Below are 16,857 nucleotides of genomic sequence, written 5' to 3' on the forward strand. Positions count from 1 at the left end.
CACCGGTGAACGACCGACAGAACCCGTACGATCCGTACTACCAGCAGCCGCAGATCATCGGCTACGACGAGTACGGGCAGCCGGTGTACCAGCAGCCGCAGCACGCACAGCCGCAGGCCTACGACCCGTACGCGCCTCAGCAGCCGCAGCAGGCCCAGCAGACTCACCAGCAGCCGCAGCAGGCCGATCAGGGGTACGGCTACGACCCGTACGCCCAACCCCAGCAGCCTCAGCCGCAGGCGTACGACCCGTACGCGCCGCAGCAACCGCCCCAGCAGTCCCCGCAGCAGGCGTACGGCGGCTATGAGGGCTATGGCTACGACACCGGCCGGCAGCCCGCCGCGGTCGACACCACCCAGCAGTGGAACATCCCGCAGCAGGCGGCCGCGCAGCCGTCCCCGCCCGCACCCGCTCCGGCCCCGCCGGAACCCGAGCCGGCACCCGCGCCCGAGCCCGGCTCCGGCGCGGAGCCGGACGCGGCCGTCCCCGGGCAGCGCCGCTCCGACCGCGACTACCGCACCGAGCAGTTCTCCTTCATCGAGGAGCCCGACGAGGACTCCGAAGACGTCATCGACTGGCTGAAGTTCACCGAGAGCCGCAGCGAGCGGCGCGAGGAGGCACGGCGTCGCGGGCGCAACCGCATGGTCGCGCTCATAGTCGTGGTGGCCCTGGTCGTGGTCGGCGGCGTCGGCTACCTCTGGTCCGCCGGAAAGATCCCGGGCCTGTCCGGATCGGACAAGGACAGCACGGCATCGACGGGCCCGCAGAAGCGGGACGTCATCGTGGTCCACCTGCGTGACACCAAGAAGGGCGGCACCTCGACGGCGCTGCTCGTCGACAATGTGACGACCAAAAAGGGCACCACGATCCTGCTCCCCAACTCGCTCGCGGTCGCCGACGACGACGGCGTCACGACCACCCTCGGCAAGTCCGTCAAGGACGACGGCACCTCCGGCACCCGCGACTCCCTCAGCACCCTGCTCGGCACCGGCATCAGCGGCACATGGCGGCTCGACACCCCGTACCTGGAGACCCTGGTCGATCTGGTCGGCAACATCGAGGTCGACACCGACACCGATGTACCGGACACGAAGAAGGGCGCCTCCCCTCTGGTGAAGAAGGGCGAGGCGCAGACCCTGAGCGGTCGGATGGCCGTCGCGTACGCCACCTACCAGGGGCCGGGCGAGGCCGAGACGAAGCAGCTCACGCGGTTCGGGGAGGTCGTGCGGGGCGTTCTGCGGAAGATCTCGGACGACCCGAAGGCCGCCACGGTCACCGTGCAGACGCTGGCGCAGATCCTCGACCCCTCGCTCCCCGAGAAGGACCTGGGGGCCTCCCTGGCGAAGCTCGCCCAGCACGCCAAGGTCGGCGACTACAAGACGGCGCTGCTGCCGGTGCAGGCCGACGGATCGCTCACCGACGAGGCCACCGAGAGCGTCGTCAAGGACATCCTGGGCGGCACGGTCAAGGCTCCGGCCGCGGACGCGGCGGTACGGGTCGGCATCAAGAACGCCACCGGGAACCCGGACAGCACGCAGTCCGCACAGATCAAGCTGATCAACGGCGGCTACGACTTCGTCGGCGGTGCGACGGCCGGGACCGCGTCACTGTCCGAGGTCCTCTACAAGACCGCGGCGGACAAGGAGAAGGCGACGCAGGTCGCCAAGACCCTGGGGCTGCCGACGGACGCGGTGAAGCAGGGCAAGCCCGCCGCGAACGTGGACGTGTCCGTCCTGCTCGGCCAGGACTACAAGATCAAATGACCCGCACCCGGCCGCCCGGATGATGTCGATCCGGCCCGGGAACAATCGCTGCGTGGGCTGTCGGCGGTCCGTGAGACCCTAGAGGTCGATCTGACCGCCGACGAAAGCCTGCATGTGACCGCCACGGACCGCTCCATCGAGCTCATCAACGCCGCCGCCCAGGCGGCCGCCGACCGGCTCGCGCACGACATCATCGCGTACGACGTCAGCGACGTGCTGTCGATCACCGACGCCTTCCTGCTGGCCTCGGCCCCCAACGACCGCCAGGTCAAGTCGATCGTCGACGAGATCGAGGAGCGGCTCCAGAAGGAGCTCGGCGCCAAGCCGGTACGCCGCGAGGGCGACCGCGACGCCCGCTGGATCCTCCTCGACTACGTCGACATCGTCATCCACGTCCAGCACAGCGAGGAGCGTGTCTTCTACGCGCTGGAGCGCCTGTGGAAGGACTGCCCCGAGATCCCGCTTCCCGAGGACGCCGTCAAGACCCGGGGCAAGGCCGAGGAGCACGCCCGGCTGACCGGCAGCACGGAAGGTGAGCAGAGCTGAACGGCAGCGGAAGCGGCAGGGGCCGCAGGATCGTCCTCTGGCGCCACGGCCAGACGGCATGGAATCTGGAGCGCAGGTTCCAGGGTTCCACGGACATCGCGCTCACCGAGGCCGGAGTCGGACAGGCCCAGCGGTCCGCCCGGCTGCTTGCCTCGCTGAAGCCGGATGCGATCGTCGCCTCCGATCTCCAGCGGGCCGCGGCCACCGCCGCCGAGCTCGCCGCGATCACCGGCCTCGAAGTCGCGCACGACGCGGGACTGCGGGAGACGTACGCGGGTGCCTGGCAGGGCCTCACCCACGAGGAGATCCTCGGGCAGTACGGCGAGCAGTACGCCGCGTGGAAGCGGGGCGAGGCCGTGCGCCGCGGCGGCGGCGAGCTGGAGACCGAGGTGGCCGACCGGGCCGCCCCGGTCGTGCTCGGCCACGCCGACAAGCTGCCCGAGAACGGCACGCTCGTCGTGGTCAGCCACGGCGGCACCATCCGCACCACCATCGGCCGGCTGCTGGGCCTGGAGGCGCACCACTGGGAAGGGCTCGGCGGGCTCTCCAACTGCTGCTGGTCGGTGCTGGGCGAGGGTGCGCGGGGCTGGCGCCTGCTGGAGCACAACGCCGGCACGCTGCCCGAAGCGGTGCTCGGCGACGACACCTGAGGGCCGTCCCGGGGCTCCCGGTCGGACGGGGCCCAGGGCCCCTCGGCCGGATTTCGCTTTCTGGCAGGTCACAGGCTAAAGTTCTTCTTGTTCGCAGCGCGGAAACGCAGAGAAACACAGCGAACAGCGGGGCTATAGCTCAGTTGGTAGAGCGCCTGCATGGCATGCAGGAGGTCAGGAGTTCAATTCTCCTTAGCTCCACAGTCAAGATCCCGTCCCCGGCAGGGGGCGGGATCTTCGCGTTCATCCCTCCCGGCGCCGCCGCAACGCGGCGACCCGCTCCCCGCTCTTCCCGTCGGCCGGGGTGTACGCCACGATCCGGCACTCCGGCAGTCCGTTGACGGACAGCGACACCGAGGTCATCCGTATCTCCCCGGCCACCGCCCAGTGCCGGAAGGTCTTCACCCGAGGGCCGGGCGGGGCGACGTCCCCGCTGCGCCACAGCTCGGCGAAGTACGGGCTGGCGGTCGAGAGCTGTTCGACGAACGACTCCCAGGCCGGCTCGCCCGTATGGCGCCCGTACACGCCCCGCAGCGTCGCCACCATGATCGGCAGCTCCTGCGCCCGGTGGACGACGGGACAGGCCTCCTCGGACACGGTGAACAGCGTCCACAGCACATTGCGTATCCCCGTTCCCACCATGTCGGGGACGGCGAACAGATCGCGATAGGCGGGGTTGGTGGCCAGGATGTCGTATCTGGCGTTGTAGACCACGGCGGGGTGCGGATCGAGCGCGTCGATGATGCCCTGGATCTCCGGCCCCACCTCGATGGCGTCGGACTGTCTGCCGGGTGCGCAGGCCACCTCCGCCAGGTGGTAGAGGTGTTCGCGCTCCGACGCGTCCAGCCGGAGCGTGCGCGCCACGGCGTCCAGCACCTGTGGCGACGCGTTGATCGGACGGCCCTGCTCCAGCCAGGTGTACCAGGTGACGCCGACGCCGGAGAGCTGCGCGACCTCCTCGCGGCGCAGGCCCGGGGTGCGGCGGCGCAGCCCCGGTGCCATGCCCACGTCGGCGGGTGTCACCCGTGCCCGGCGATTGCGCAGAAAGGCCGCGAGCTCCGGACGCCGCCGGTGCCGGCCTGCCGCAGGTGCCGCCTGATGTGTCGTCACCGCTGTCACACCCCCATGCTCCGTGACCCGCCGGGGAGTTGCCAGGTGCTGTCGGTACCAGCATCAGCGGGCTCTCGTTACCCGTATGCGGCCGGGGCCAGGCTCGATGTCATGACGACGGCCTACGAAGCAACTCCTCGTTCCGCAACCAGTAAAGACTCCATCACTGACAACCGCCCCGGGCGCGTGCTCGCCCTGGTGCTGGCGGCTCAGTTCATGGCCCTGCTCGACATCTTCATCGTCAATGTCGCCGCCCCGACGATCCGGAGCGAACTCGGTGCCTCCGGAGCCGGGTTGCAGCTCGTCGTGGCCGGCTACACCATCACGTACGCGGTGCTGCTCATCACCGGCGCGCGGCTCGGCGACCTGTTCGGACACGGCCGGGCCCACCTGGCCGGGCTCGGCGTCTTCACCGTCGCCTCGCTCGCCTGCGGACTCGCCGCGGGGACCGGGCAGTTGATCGCCTTCCGGCTGGTGCAGGGCGGTGCCGCGGCGGTGATGATCCCGCAGGTGCTCAGCCTCATCCAGCGCCACTTCACCGGCGAGGCACGGGTCCGGGCGCTCGGCGCCTACAGCGCGGTGCTCGCCGTCGGGGCGGCGGCCGGGCAGGTGGTCGGCGGGGTGCTGGTCAGCGCCGATCTGTTCGGCGCGGGCTGGCGGCCGGTCTTCCTGGTGAACGTGCCGATCGGGCTCGTCCTGCTGGTGCTCGGCATCCGGGTCCTGCCGCGCGAGCCGCGTGACGCGCCCGGCAGGGTCCAGGCACGCGCCCGCGGGCTCGACCTGCCGGGAATGGCGCTGCTCGCCGCCGCCGTCACCCTGCTCGCCGTCCCCCTGGTGCTCGGGCAGGAGCTGGGCCGGCCGTTCTGGTCCCGGGTCTGTCCGGCCGTCTCCGCGGTGTTCTTCGCCGGTTTCGCCGGATACGAGTCACGGCTGGCCGCGCGCGGTGGTGCGCCCCTGATCGCGCCCCGGGTGCTGCGCGTTCCCGGCATCGCCCGAGCCGCGCTCCGCATTCTTCTGGTGATGGCGATCAACGCGGGCTTCCTTTTCGCGATGACCTTGCACGTCCAGGGCGGCCTGGGCCACTCGCCGCTGCGCGCGGGGCTGATGTTCGCGCCGACCGCGCTGGTGTTCGGCGTGACCGGACTGACCTGGCGACGGTGGCCGACGGCTCTCCAAGGGGTCCTGGTGCCGGGCGGGTTCGTGCTCGTGGCGGCCGCCTCCCTGGCGGTCGGGCTGCTGTTGCGCGACGGCGGCGACGGCGGACCCGCGCTGTACGCCGCCTTCGTGGTGATGGGCGTCGGGTTGGCGCTGGGCTTCAGCCCCACCCTCACGAGGGCGCTGGCGGACGTACGTCCCAAGGACGCGGCCGACGCGAGCGGCGTACTGGTGACGGTCACCCAGCTCGGTCAGCTGACCGGGGTCGCCGCGTTCGGCACGCTCTACCTCAACCGCCTTGATGCGCAAGGGGCGCAGGGGTCGGGGCAGGCGTTGTGGGTGTGCGCCCTCGCGCTCTCCGTAGCCGCCGCGGCAGGGGTCGCGGCGGGTCTCGTACGGCGTCGGTGAGCGGCCGGAACTCCGGCGGGCTTCCCCTCTTGCGGGGTCATGGCAGAATCGGAGCGCCGGAGGGGGCGACGGACCGAACGGGAGGAGCGCGATGCCTGCGAGCCGCCACGAGGTCGCGGACCTGCCCCTTGTTCCCGGATTCCCCGCAACTCACGGCCAAAGCCGGAGCTGACCCATGGGTGCACACAGGCGGAAATGCGACTGGTGCGGCAGTGGCACGCCCATCGTCAGGGACATGGATCCGATCAATCCGGACTACCAGTACTGGTGCGAGGAGTGCGCGCGGGCGCTGATCATAAAGGGCGACCCGATCGAGACGTACCGGGAGCTGGAGGGGGAGCCGATCTACGGCCGGCTGCTGGAGGAGCACTGCACACTCAAGCGCTTCTACTCCTTCGCCACGGCCTGACCCCCTCCGGCGCCGGTGCGGTCGGTCACCGTCGCGATGCCGCAGAATCGGTCAAATCGGTACGGCCGGGAATCGATTTGGTGGACCGGCGGGGTCACCGGTAATGTTCTCGATGTCGCCAGGGAGACCGGGCGGAAAACAGCACGGGGCTATAGCTCAGTTGGTAGAGCGCCTGCATGGCATGCAGGAGGTCAGGAGTTCAATTCTCCTTAGCTCCACAGTGAAGAACGGGAAGCGGGTCATCCACACAGGGTGACCCGCTTCCCGTTCTGTGCGGGTACGCCGGTTCCCCTGGCCCGCCGCCGTCCCACCTGCGGAAAGGCCGGAAGGGCGCCGTACGGCCACTTCCGTGACCCTGTCGTGGTCCGGTCTCGCCCGGACCGGTTCCGGGCCCGTGCGGTACCCTGACGCCATGCGTGCCGTACGCCTTCTGCTTAGCGAGCCGCGCTGATCAGTCCCGACCGGTGAGAATGCCTGGTCGGAATCGGCGCGGCGTCCCCTCCTGTGCGAGGGGATTTTTCGTTTCCGTAGACGCGTGTCCGTAGACATGGGCGCCGGCAGATGACGATCGATGGAGCTTTGAGGATCATGAGCGAGACGAATTCCGCAGCCGAGACGGCTGCGCCGCACCGCTACACGGCGGCGATGGCCGCCGACATCGAGGCACGCTGGCAGGACTTCTGGGACGCCGAGGGCACCTACGAGGCGCCGAACCCGACCGGTGACCTGGCGGGCGATCCGGAGCTGGCCGCCAGGCCGAAGAAGTTCATCATGGACATGTTCCCGTACCCCTCGGGTGCGGGCCTGCATGTCGGTCACCCGCTGGGCTACATCGCCACCGATGTGTACGCCCGCCACCAGCGGATGACCGGGCACAACGTGCTGCACACCCTGGGCTTCGACGCCTTCGGCCTGCCCGCGGAGCAGTACGCGGTGCAGACCGGCACGCACCCGCGGGTCTCCACCGAGGCCAATATCGAGAACATGACCTCCCAGCTGCGCCGGCTGGGCCTGGGCCACGACAAGCGCCGCTCGTTCGCCACGATCGAGTCGGAGTACTACAAGTGGACCCAGTGGATCTTCCTGCAGATCTTCAACTCCTGGTACGACACCGAGGCCGACCGGGCCCGCCCGATCGCCGAGCTGGTCGCGCAGTTCGAGAGCGGCGCACGCCCCACCCCGGACGGCCGTGACTGGAACGCGCTGAGCGCCGCCGAGCGTGCGGACGTCCTGAGCGGGTACCGCCTGGCGTACGCCTCCGACGCGCCCGTCAACTGGTCGCCCGGCCTGGGCACCGTACTGGCCAATGAGGAAGTGACGGCCGACGGCCGCTCCGAGCGCGGCAACTTCCCCGTGTTCAAGGCCAAGCTGCGCCAGTGGAACATGCGCATCACCGCTTATGCCGACCGGCTGCTGAACGACCTGGACGGGCTGGACTGGCCCGAGGCCATCAAGCTGCAGCAGCGCAACTGGATCGGGCGTTCCGAAGGCGCCCGCGTCGACTTCCCGGTCGACGGCGCCGGCAGCATCACCGTCTTCACCACCCGCCAGGACACCCTGTTCGGCGCCACCTACATGGTGCTGGCCCCCGAGCACGAGCTGGTCGAGCAGATCATTCCGGCCGCCTGGCCCGCCGGTACCCACGCTGTGTGGACCGGCGGGTACGCCACCCCGGCCGAGGCCGTCGCCGCGTACCGCAAGCAGGCCGCCGCCAAGTCCGACGTGGAGCGGCAGGCCGAGGCCAAGGACAAGACCGGTGTCTTCACCGGCGCGTACGCGACCAACCCGGTCAGCGGCGAGAAGGTTCCCGTCTTCATCGCCGACTACGTCCTGATGGGGTACGGCACCGGCGCGATCATGGCCGTACCGGCGCACGATGCGCGCGACTTCGCCTTCGCGCGCGCCTTTGAACTGCCGATGCGCTGTGTCGTCGAGCCGTCGGACGACCGCGGCACGGACCCGTCGACGTGGGACGACGCCTTCGGCTCGTACGACGCGAAGCTGGTCAACTCCGCCAATGACGAGATCTCGCTGGACGGCCTGGGTGTCGTCGAGGCCAAGGCGAAGATCACCGAGTGGCTGACGGCGCACGGGGTCGGTGAGGGCACCGTCAACTTCCGGCTGCGTGACTGGCTGTTCAGCCGCCAGCGCTACTGGGGCGAGCCCTTCCCGATCGTCTACGACGAGGACGGCATCGCCCACCCGCTGCCCGAGTCGATGCTGCCCCTGGAGCTGCCGGAGGTCGACGACTACTCTCCGCGCACCTTCGACCCCGACGACGCCGACACCCAGCCCGAGACGCCGCTGTCCCGGAACGCCGAGTGGGTCAACGTCACCCTGGACCTGGGCGACGGAAACGGTCCGAAGAAGTACCGCCGTGAGACCAACACCATGCCCAACTGGGCCGGATCCTGCTGGTACGAGCTGCGCTACCTGGACCCGAACAACGACCGGAAGCTGGTCGACCCGGCGATCGAGCAGTACTGGATGGGCCCGCGCGAGGGGCAGCCGACCGGCGGTGTCGACCTGTACGTCGGCGGCGCCGAGCACGCCGTCCTGCACCTGCTGTACGCCCGCTTCTGGTCCAAGGTGCTGCACGACCTGGGGCACATCTCGTCCGCCGAGCCGTTCCACAAGCTGTACAACCAGGGCATGATCCAGGCGTTCGTCTACCGGGACAGCCGCGGCATCGCGGTCCCGGCGGCCGAGGTCGAGGAGCGCGACGGAACGTTCTACTACCAGGGCGAGAAGGTCAGCCGCGTCCTGGGCAAGATGGGCAAGTCCCTGAAGAACGCCGTCACGCCCGACGAGATCTGTGCCGAGTTCGGGGCGGACACGCTGCGCCTGTACGAGATGGCGATGGGCCCGCTGGACGTGTCGCGGCCGTGGGACACGCGCGCCGTCGTCGGCCAGTACCGGCTGCTGCAGCGGCTGTGGCGCAATGTCGTCGACGAGGAGACCGGTGAGGTCACCGTGGTCGACGCGGAGCCGGGCGAGGAGACGCTGCGCGCGCTGCACAAGGCGATCGACGGTGTCGGCCAGGACATGGCCGGAATGCGTTTCAACACGGCGATCGCCAAGGTCACCGAGCTGAACAACCACCTGACCAAGGCGGGCGGCCCGCTGTCCCGGTCCGTCGCCGAGTCGCTGGTGCTGCTGGTGGCGCCGCTGGCACCGCACATCGCCGAGGAGCTGTGGCGCCGGCTGGGCCACACCGAGTCGGTCGTGCACCAGGACTTCCCGGTCGCCGACCCGGCGTACGTCGTGGACGAGACCGTGACCTGTGTCGTGCAGGTCAAGGGCAAGGTCAAGGCACGCCTGGAGATCTCCCCGTCGATCACGGACGAGGAGCTGGAGGCGCTGGCCCTGGCCGACCCGGCCGTGGTGGCGGCGCTGGACGGGGCGGGCATCCGCAAGGTGATCGTGCGGGCACCGAAGCTGGTCAACATCGTTCCGGCGTGATGGCACGGCGCCCCGTGTGAGGCGCCGACCGCGCCCGCGCGGTGGTGGGGGTGTTCCCCTACGGGCAGGTTGGGGGTTCCTGTGGAACCCTCGGCCTGCCCTTTCCGTTTACGGTGGAGAGGTTGGGACCGGCAGCCGAAACGACATCCGAGGGGCGCTCATGGAATCCGTGATCCTGATTCTGGGGTTGCTCTTCTTCGCGTTCGTGGCCCTGGGCGTGTACGTGGGCGTCAAGGCCATCGGCGCGGCGAAGCGCGGCGTGGACCGTACGATCGCCCAGGCGCGCCGTACCGTCGAGGAGACCACGCTGCGGGCGAAGAGCTACGGCCAGGTGGGCGTGGGTGGAGAGCTGGCGCAGTTGCGGCTGACCCTGCGCACCTCCATGCGGGCCACGCAGGAGGCGTTGCAGGTGGGAGTAGCCGAGGACGCCTCGCTCTCGGAGTCGCTGGGCCTCTTCGAGCGGCTGAGTGTGCACGGGTGGGAGCTGGACGAAGAGCTGAAGAAGCTGGAGCGCGAGCCCGACCGGGCGACCGTCGCCTCGCTGCTGCCGAGCCTGAAGCAGCGTACGGAACGGATCACGCATTCCGCGGACTCGCTGCGGTGGGCGGCGCGTGACAGGGCACGGAAGTTCACCGACGACGGACTGGACGCGTTGAGCGCGCAGATCGACGTGGAGGCGGGGGCGCTTCGGCACTGGACGGTGGAGACGGACGAGCCGGTCCGGGGGGAGAGCCGGCCACAGGGCGATGCGGGTGGGCAGGTACAGGGGCAGGAGCGCGGGCGGGAGCCGGGGAGTGGGCCGGTCGACGGTGCGGCTCAGGCGATCACGGCTCCGGATCCGCGACTGCAGACCGGATACCCGTGGCAGAAGACGGCCCGGCCCGAAACGACGAACTGAGGCCTTTCGGGGACAGGCGGTGGCGGGTCGTGACAGGTAGCGACCGACGGTGATCGGTGACGATCTAGTACGACTGGTGGCGACCGGTGATGGCAGGATGCGGTCCGAAGAGATCAGGAGAGATCATTCGGCCGGGGTCGGACTGCCGAGACATGGACTCGCCAGGTAACCTCCCGCTCATGTCCCGCCATGTCGCGATCGTCACCGATTCCACGGCCTATCTGCCGCCCGAGATGATGGAGCGGCACGGCATCACCGCGGTGCCGCTGACCGTCGTCCTCGGTGATCAGGCTCTGGAGGACGGCACCGAGATCTCGGCCCGTTCCCTCGCGGTGGCGCTCCAGAAGCGTCGTCCCGTGACCACGTCGCGGCCCAGTCCGGAGGTGTTCGCCGCCGAGTACCGTGCGGCGGCAGAGGGCGGGGCCACCGGCGTTGTCTCGTTGCACCTCTCGGCCGAGATCTCGGGCACGTACGACGCCGCTCTGCTCGCGGCGAAGGACGCCCCGGTTCCGGTTCGGGTGGTGGACACCGGGATGGTCGCCATGGCCCTCGGATTCTGTGCCCTGGCATCGGCGGAGACGGCGGAGGCGGGCGGAAGCCTGGACGAGGCGGTCGCCGCCGCGGAGAAGCGGGCCGCGAACACCTCCGCGTACTTCTACGTGGACACGCTGGACTATCTGCGCCGTGGCGGCCGCATCGGCGCCGCGCAGGCGCTGCTGGGATCGGCACTCGCCGTGAAGCCGCTGCTCCAGCTCGACGGCGGCCATATCGAAATGCTGGAGAAGGTGCGGACGGCCTCGAAGGCGATCGCGCGCCTGGAGGAGATCGTCGCGGAACGGGCGGGTGACGAACGCGTGGACATCGCCGTGCACCACCTGGCGGCACCCGAGCGGGCCGAGCGGCTCGCCGAGCGGCTGCGGGAGCGGGTGCCGGGGCTGGTCGATCTGCATGTGAGCGAGGTGGGCGCGGTGATCGGCGCGCACACCGGACCCGGTCTGCTCGGGGCAGTGGTCTCGCCGCACTGACGCGCCGGCCTTGGTCGGTCGGCGCGACCGGTCGCTCGCGTGTCACCCGTCGGGGTGGCCGAGTTATCCACAACTGGTGGGTTGTCCACCGGAATTGATCCTGCTCAGCGGGTTCGGGCGGATGTGCCTACCGTCGTGAGGCATGGCTCCCCGATCACATCGTGCAACCAACGGAAGCGGCAGCGGCCCCGGCCGCGCCCCGGCCTCGGACGGCCGTGTTCGCAGCGGCCCCGGCAACGGGCCGGGCTCCGGTACCGGACCAGGCTCGGGTCCGGGCCTCGGGCCCGGTCGACGGCGGTCGTCGCGTGAGCGTACGAACGCTGCAGCCGTGGCTGCGCGCTGTCGGGCGGATGCCCTCATGACCGGTGCGTACGGCGGACGGGTCGCGCGGCCCGTGCTGGGGGTTGCTCCGGGGCAGGGCCCGGGTCCGGGGTCGATTTCGGGGCTGGCTCAGGGGCCGGCTCCGGTCTCGCCACCGACCACGACTGCAGTGTTGGGCCCTGGCTCTAGCTCTGGTCCTAGCTCTGGCTCGGCCGGAGCCGGGGGTGCCGTTCCCGCGTCCGGGCGGGCGTCATCGGTCGCGGTTCCGGTCTCCGGTCAGCCGGTTCGGGGGTGGGAGAGACTGGCCCCCGCGCTGCGGGAGCGGATTCCGGTGTGGCTACAGCTCAGGTGCGGTCTGGAGCCAAGGACGCTCGCCGCGTTGGCCGTTGTCCTGGTCGCGGCCGGAGTCTTCGCCGCGGTGCATTTCTGGTCCGGGCGTCCGCACTCGGTGCGCGCGCCCGATCCGGTCAACGAAGCCGCGCATGCCCGGACATCGACGTCGACGCCATCGCCGGACGGTGCCGAAGCGCCGGAGCCGTCGCCGGGATCGCCGCCCGCGACGGGGCCGGGCGGACACATCGTCGTCGACGTGAGCGGAAAGGTACGAAGGCCCGGAATCCGTCAACTGCCTTCCGGTGCAAGGGTCGCCGACGCGTTACGTGCGGCGGGTGGCGTTCGGGAGGGAGCCGACCTGACCGGGCTCAACCGGGCGCGGGTGCTCATGGACGGAGAGCAGATCGTGGTGGGTGTCCCTCCCGGCCCCTCGGCCGTCGGCGGGGCGGGAGCACTCGCCCCGGGCGGCGGCGGAGGTTCTCCGGCGGGCCCGGTCAGCCTCAACACCGCGACCGTCGAGCAGTTGGAAACGCTGCCCGGCGTCGGCCCGGTCCTCGCCCAGCACATCGTCGACTACCGCGCGCAGCACGGCGGTTTCCGTTCCATCGATGAACTGCGTGAGGTCAACGGGATCGGTGACCGCCGGTTCGCCGACCTCCAACCCTTGGTGGGGCCATGAGCCGTCAGGACGTTCACGCGGCGTCGGGCCGTCGGCTGGGAGCCTCCGAACCGCGGCAGGAGGGCCCGGTCGATCTCCGCCTCGTCCCTCCGGCCATGGCGGCCTGGGCCGGAGCAGCTCTGGCGCTGATCGCACCGGGGCCGTGGACCATCACGGGCGTGGTGCTGTGCGTGGGCGCGGCCATGGTGCTCCTGGCCATGTCCGGAGCCTCGGCGAACCGTGCGCTGCGCGGGGCGCCGGCCAACTCCGGGGGAGAGCCGACAGAGGGCGAGGACGAGAACGGGCACGGAGAAGAGGACAAGGCCGAGGAAGAGAGAGAAGGGGGAGGAGAAAAGGGTGAGAGCGGGGTCGCGGTACGTGGTCGGTGGCGGCCACGGGCCAGGGTGACCGCCACCGCCACCGCCGCGGCGTTGCTCTGCGCGGCGGCCGGGGCCGCATCGGCCGGGTTGCACGGCGCGGACGTGCGGCAGGGGCCGGTCCATGCGCTGGCCCAGCGGTTCGAACGGGTCGAGGCGGAGGTGGTGGTGACGTCCGACGTCCGGCAGACCGTGCCCCGGGTGCGCGGCGACCACAGCACGCCCGCCTCGCTCCTCGTGGACGCCGAGATCACCCGGCTGACCGGCCCCGACGGTGCGGTCACCAGCCTGAGGACGCCGGTCCTGCTGATCGTCATGCCCGGCGGATCGACGGGCCAGTGGCGGCAGTTGCTTCCCTCCACACACCTGCGCATCGCCGGCAGGCTGGCGCCACCCCTGCACGAGGGGGAACGCAGCGCCGCCGTACTGCGGCCCGAGGGCAAGAACCCGCCTCGCATCATGGGGCCTCCTTCTCTCCTCCAGCGCACGGCAGGCGCGCTGCGGGGCGGCCTGCGGCAGGCGACCGAAGGGCTCGAACCCGATGCGCGGGCCCTGTTGCCGGGCCTGGTGGTCGGCGACACCTCACGGGTCACCCCCGAACTGCACGAGGCGTTCAAGGCCGCCGATCTCACCCACCTGATGGCGGTCTCCGGTGCCAACCTGGCGATCCTGCTCGTTCTCCTCATCGGGCCGCCGGGCACCGCGCTTCGCGCCGAACGCCGGGGCCTGGCGCCCCGGTTGGGGATCCCGCTGAGGCTGACGGCACTGCTCGGCGGCGGGCTCACACTGGCCTTCGTCCTTGTCTGCCGACCCGAGCCGAGCGTTCTGCGGGCAGCGGCCTGCGGACTGATCACCCTGCTCGCCATCGGCACGGGGCGGCGCAGATCGCTGATTCCCGCGCTGGCCGCCGCCGTTCTGCTGCTGGTGCTCTACGACCCGTGGATGGCGCGCAGCTACGGTTTCATCCTCTCCGTGCTGGCCACCGGCGCCCTGCTGACCATCGCCCCGAAGTGGAGCGATGCGCTGCGACGGCGCGGGGTTCCGCCCCGGCTCGCCGAGGCACTGGCCGCGGCGGCCGCCGCGCAGGCGGTGTGCGCGCCGGTCGTCGTGCTGCTCGCCTCCCGGGTGAGTCTGGTAGCGGTCCCGTGCAATCTGCTGGCCGAGTTCGCGGTGGCTCCGGCCACGGTCCTCGGGTTCGCCGCGCTCGCCCTGGCGCCGGTGGCCATGCCGGTGGCGGAGCTGTTCGCCCGGATCGCGGGGTGGCCGACCGGCTGGATCGCGACGGTGGCCCGGACCGGGGCGGCCCTGCCCGGAGCGGAGCTCGACTGGCCCGACGGTACGAAGGGGGCGGTGCTGCTCACCGCGCTGACCGCTCTGGTGGTGCTCCTCGCCCGGCGGATCGTGCGCCATCCGTGGGTCTGTTCGGCGGCCGCGTTGCTGTTGGTCCTCGCGGTGCTGCGCCCGGTGCCGCTCACCCGGGTGCTGACCGGATGGCCGCCGCCGGGCTGGGCGTTCGCGATGTGCGACGTGGGACAGGGGGACGCCCTGGTGCTGGCCGCGGGGGACGGCGCGGGGGTGGTCGTCGACACCGGGCCCGATCCTTCTCTCGTCGACCGGTGCCTCCATGACCTCGGCATCACCGAGGTGCCGTTCCTGGTCCTCACACACTTCCACGCCGACCATGTGCGGGGCCTGCCCGGTGTGCTGCGGGGCAGGGCGGTGGGCGCGATCGAGACGACGAGCCTGGACGAGCCTCCGGAACAGGTCGCGTTCGTACGGAGGACGGCGGCCGGGGCGCGTGTGCCCCTGGTCCGGGCCGCCCCGGAGGAACACCGCCGGATCGGGGCGCTCGACTGGCGGGTCCTCTGGCCCGCGAACGCGACCGGGGCCGGTGGTACGGGCCCGGCCTCGGGCGCCGGGCCCGTACCGCTGGAGCCGAACGATGCCAGCGTCACCCTGTACGTCCGGACCGGCGGGCTGACCCTGCTGCTCATGGGCGACCTCGAACCACCGTCCCAGCAAGGGCTGCTGCGCAGATATCCCGCGCTGCCTCGGGTGGACGTGCTCAAGGTCGCCCATCACGGCTCGCCCTATCAGGACCCCGCCCTGCTGCGCAGCGTGCACCCGAGGATCGCCCTGGTGAGCGTGGGCAGGGACAACCCGTACGGTCACCCGGCCACGCGTACCGTCGATGCGCTCAGGGCGGGCGGCGCGGTGGTGTTGCGTACGGACACCGACGGTGCGATCGCCGTGACCGGTGCCGGGGCGGGGTTGCGTGCGGTGGGCCGGTCATGACTTCCCTCAGGCGGAGTGATCAATTCGGACCTTCGGTAACACCTCTACCCAAGCCACTGCGAGCCGCTCTGTTTGCCTCGAACGCCACAATGGTGATCGAATGCATGCTCGTCGGTGGGCCGCTGCTCCGACAGAGACGTCCAGCCGCCGGGCCCCAAGGTGAATCGTTCCCGGGGGAAGGTGGAAGATGTTCGGTCGTTGGCTGAACGGCAGACGAGCGGCAGGGGCCGCGCAGGGCAACGCCCTTGCCGGACTTGAGGTACCGCGCTCCGCCGGATTGCTCAGTTGCCGCGTGCTCGACCCCGTCAACGAGATCGTGCCGCTGGCCGAGTTCGCGGTCACGGACGGCGCGGGCCGCAAGGTGTTCGGCGGTGAGACGGACCCGTTCGGCAATGTGCTCGCCACTGTCCCGGCCGGTGAGTACCGGCTGGCCGTCACGGCCGAGGGCTTCACTCCGTTCCACGGCTCGGCCACGGTGGCCGAGGGCGGTCACGCGAGCCTCGGTGATGTGACCCTTCAGCTGGCCGTGCCCCCGCAGCTTCCGGCTCCGGGGGAGTGGGAGGTCGAGCCGATGCACTCGCAGATCGGCTTCACGGCCCGGCACATCGGACTTGCGCGCATTCACGGCCGGTTCAACACCTTCGCGGGTGCGGTGCGGATCGCCGACCGCATGGAGGACTCGGCCATGCACGTGATCATCGATGCCGCGTCGATCGACACGAACGTCCAGATGCGCGACGACCACTTGCGTTCCAGCGATTTCCTCGACGTCGGGCGCTACCCGACGATGGAGTTCTACAGTGAGCGCTTCGTCCATCGGGGCGGCACCCGATGGGGCGTGACCGGTGCGCTCACGCTGCACGGCGTCAGCCGCACGGTCACGCTGGACACCCAGTACCTCGGCCTGGGCAGCGGCCTGGAGGGCGAGACCCGCGCCGCCTGCCGGGCCACCACCGAACTGCATCGCGAGGACTTCACCCTGACCTGGCAGACCATGCTGGCCCGCGGCATCGCGGCCGTGGGCTCCAGCATCTCCATCGACATGGACATCCAGATCGTCCCCAGGAGCTGAGCCCACCGCCCGCCCGCGCATCTGCCTGCCCGCCCGCGCACCTGCCTGGCCGGCCCGGACCTGCCTGGTCGGCCCTGCCCAGCGGGTCGCGGATCGGGGCGATCGGGTGTCAGGGTGCTTCGAGCCAGCCCTCGTACTCCGCGGCGAAGGCGTCGAGCGCCGAGGTGTCCAGTCGCCCCGCCGGGTCCTCCACGACCACCAGCCACTGGGCGTCCTCGGCATCGTCCTCGCCGGCCAGCGCATCGCGTACGAGCTGGGGCTCCTCGGCGACCCCGAAGCGGTCGCCGAGCTCTTGGGCCACCTCCTCCGCGGCATCGCGGTCGGGCAGCACCAGCACATGTCTCACATCGCTCACCTGGCCATTCTCCCGTACCG

13 protein-coding genes and 2 tRNA genes are annotated in these 16,857 nt (G+C 70.8%); 13 read left to right on the plus strand and 2 right to left on the minus strand.

Features of this window, described 5'->3' with window-relative positions:
- Positions 1 to 5: 5 nt before the first annotated feature.
- The 4 genes from GA0115234_RS17330 to GA0115234_RS17345 all read left to right on the plus strand — a co-directional run bounded on the left by GA0115234_RS17330 (position 6) and on the right by GA0115234_RS17345 (position 3,160).
- Positions 6 to 1,763, plus strand: coding sequence for an LCP family protein (locus GA0115234_RS17330; RefSeq protein ID WP_093542622.1), 1,758 nt, complete (start codon positions 6 to 8; stop codon positions 1,761 to 1,763).
- A gap of 114 nt (positions 1,764 to 1,877) precedes the next feature.
- Complete coding sequence (gene rsfS / locus GA0115234_RS17335; protein ID WP_093542624.1) at positions 1,878 to 2,309, plus strand: ribosome silencing factor; 432 nt, start codon at positions 1,878 to 1,880, stop codon at positions 2,307 to 2,309.
- Positions 2,306 to 2,959: a histidine phosphatase family protein gene (locus GA0115234_RS17340; RefSeq protein WP_093542626.1), complete on the plus strand. Its 654-nt coding sequence runs from the start codon at positions 2,306 to 2,308 to the stop codon at positions 2,957 to 2,959. Before rsfS ends, GA0115234_RS17340 begins: the two co-directional genes overlap by 4 nt.
- A 128-nt stretch (positions 2,960 to 3,087) precedes the next feature.
- Positions 3,088 to 3,160, plus strand: a tRNA-Ala gene (locus GA0115234_RS17345).
- Positions 3,161 to 3,202: 42 nt separating this feature from the next.
- Here GA0115234_RS17345 and GA0115234_RS17350 read toward each other — a convergent pair.
- The gene (locus tag GA0115234_RS17350; RefSeq protein WP_161275609.1) at positions 3,203 to 4,078 is read right to left on the minus strand and encodes a helix-turn-helix transcriptional regulator; all 876 of its coding nucleotides are present in this window, start codon (positions 4,076 to 4,078) and stop codon (positions 3,203 to 3,205) included.
- A 102-nt stretch (positions 4,079 to 4,180) separates the two neighbouring features.
- Here GA0115234_RS17350 and GA0115234_RS17355 point away from each other — a divergent pair, with 102 nt between their 5' ends.
- The 9 genes from GA0115234_RS17355 (at position 4,181) to GA0115234_RS17395 (ending at position 16,482) form a co-directional block, all read left to right on the plus strand.
- Complete coding sequence (locus GA0115234_RS17355) at positions 4,181 to 5,632, plus strand: MFS transporter (protein WP_176729187.1); 1,452 nt, start codon at positions 4,181 to 4,183, stop codon at positions 5,630 to 5,632.
- A 175-nt stretch (positions 5,633 to 5,807) separates the two neighbouring features.
- Complete coding sequence (locus GA0115234_RS17360; RefSeq protein WP_073723092.1) at positions 5,808 to 6,041, plus strand: hypothetical protein; 234 nt, start codon at positions 5,808 to 5,810, stop codon at positions 6,039 to 6,041.
- Between the two features lie 145 nt (positions 6,042 to 6,186).
- Positions 6,187 to 6,259 (plus strand) — tRNA-Ala (locus GA0115234_RS17365).
- 370 nt (positions 6,260 to 6,629) lie between these two features.
- The gene (gene leuS / locus GA0115234_RS17370) at positions 6,630 to 9,503 is read left to right on the plus strand and encodes a leucine--tRNA ligase (RefSeq protein ID WP_093542628.1); all 2,874 of its coding nucleotides are present in this window, start codon (positions 6,630 to 6,632) and stop codon (positions 9,501 to 9,503) included.
- A 160-nt stretch (positions 9,504 to 9,663) separates the two neighbouring features.
- The gene (locus GA0115234_RS17375) at positions 9,664 to 10,401 is read left to right on the plus strand and encodes a hypothetical protein (RefSeq protein ID WP_093542630.1); all 738 of its coding nucleotides are present in this window, start codon (positions 9,664 to 9,666) and stop codon (positions 10,399 to 10,401) included.
- A gap of 179 nt (positions 10,402 to 10,580) precedes the next feature.
- Positions 10,581 to 11,426, plus strand: a complete 846-nt coding sequence (locus GA0115234_RS17380; RefSeq protein ID WP_093542632.1) for a DegV family protein — start codon at positions 10,581 to 10,583, stop codon at positions 11,424 to 11,426.
- Between the two features lie 142 nt (positions 11,427 to 11,568).
- On the plus strand, positions 11,569 to 12,759 hold the full coding sequence (locus tag GA0115234_RS17385) for a ComEA family DNA-binding protein (protein WP_093542634.1): 1,191 nt from the start codon (positions 11,569 to 11,571) through the stop codon (positions 12,757 to 12,759).
- Entirely contained in the window at positions 12,756 to 15,410 is a 2,655-nt protein-coding gene (locus GA0115234_RS17390; protein WP_093542636.1) for a ComEC/Rec2 family competence protein, read from the plus strand. Before GA0115234_RS17385 ends, GA0115234_RS17390 begins: the two co-directional genes overlap by 4 nt.
- A gap of 187 nt (positions 15,411 to 15,597) precedes the next feature.
- On the plus strand, positions 15,598 to 16,482 hold the full coding sequence (locus GA0115234_RS17395; protein WP_093542638.1) for a YceI family protein: 885 nt from the start codon (positions 15,598 to 15,600) through the stop codon (positions 16,480 to 16,482).
- A 109-nt stretch (positions 16,483 to 16,591) separates the two neighbouring features.
- Here GA0115234_RS17395 and GA0115234_RS17400 read toward each other — a convergent pair whose 3' ends face one another.
- Positions 16,592 to 16,837, minus strand: coding sequence for a hypothetical protein (locus GA0115234_RS17400; RefSeq protein ID WP_093542640.1), 246 nt, complete (start codon positions 16,835 to 16,837; stop codon positions 16,592 to 16,594).
- Positions 16,838 to 16,857: the final 20 nt, after the last annotated feature.

The sequence above is a fragment of the Streptomyces sp. DvalAA-43 genome, from assembly GCF_900091725.1.
In the GTDB taxonomy this organism is placed as follows: Bacteria; Actinomycetota; Actinomycetes; order Streptomycetales; family Streptomycetaceae; genus Streptomyces; species Streptomyces pulveraceus.

What these genes read in the sequence shown, in the direction of transcription:
- GA0115234_RS17375 (WP_093542630.1), top strand. Translation starts at nt 9,664, where the DNA reads ATGGAATCCGTGATCCTGATTCTGGGGTTGCTCTTCTTCGCGTTCGTG.
- leuS (WP_093542628.1), top strand. Translation starts at nt 6,630, where the DNA reads ATGAGCGAGACGAATTCCGCAGCCGAGACGGCTGCGCCGCACCGCTAC.
- GA0115234_RS17385 (WP_093542634.1), top strand. Translation starts at nt 11,569, where the DNA reads ATGGCTCCCCGATCACATCGTGCAACCAACGGAAGCGGCAGCGGCCCC.
- GA0115234_RS17355 (WP_176729187.1), top strand. Translation starts at nt 4,181, where the DNA reads ATGACGACGGCCTACGAAGCAACTCCTCGTTCCGCAACCAGTAAAGAC.
- GA0115234_RS17380 (WP_093542632.1), top strand. Translation starts at nt 10,581, where the DNA reads ATGTCCCGCCATGTCGCGATCGTCACCGATTCCACGGCCTATCTGCCG.
- GA0115234_RS17360 (WP_073723092.1), top strand. Translation starts at nt 5,808, where the DNA reads ATGGGTGCACACAGGCGGAAATGCGACTGGTGCGGCAGTGGCACGCCC.
- GA0115234_RS17395 (WP_093542638.1), top strand. Translation starts at nt 15,598, where the DNA reads ATGTTCGGTCGTTGGCTGAACGGCAGACGAGCGGCAGGGGCCGCGCAG.
- GA0115234_RS17390 (WP_093542636.1), top strand. Translation starts at nt 12,756, where the DNA reads ATGAGCCGTCAGGACGTTCACGCGGCGTCGGGCCGTCGGCTGGGAGCC.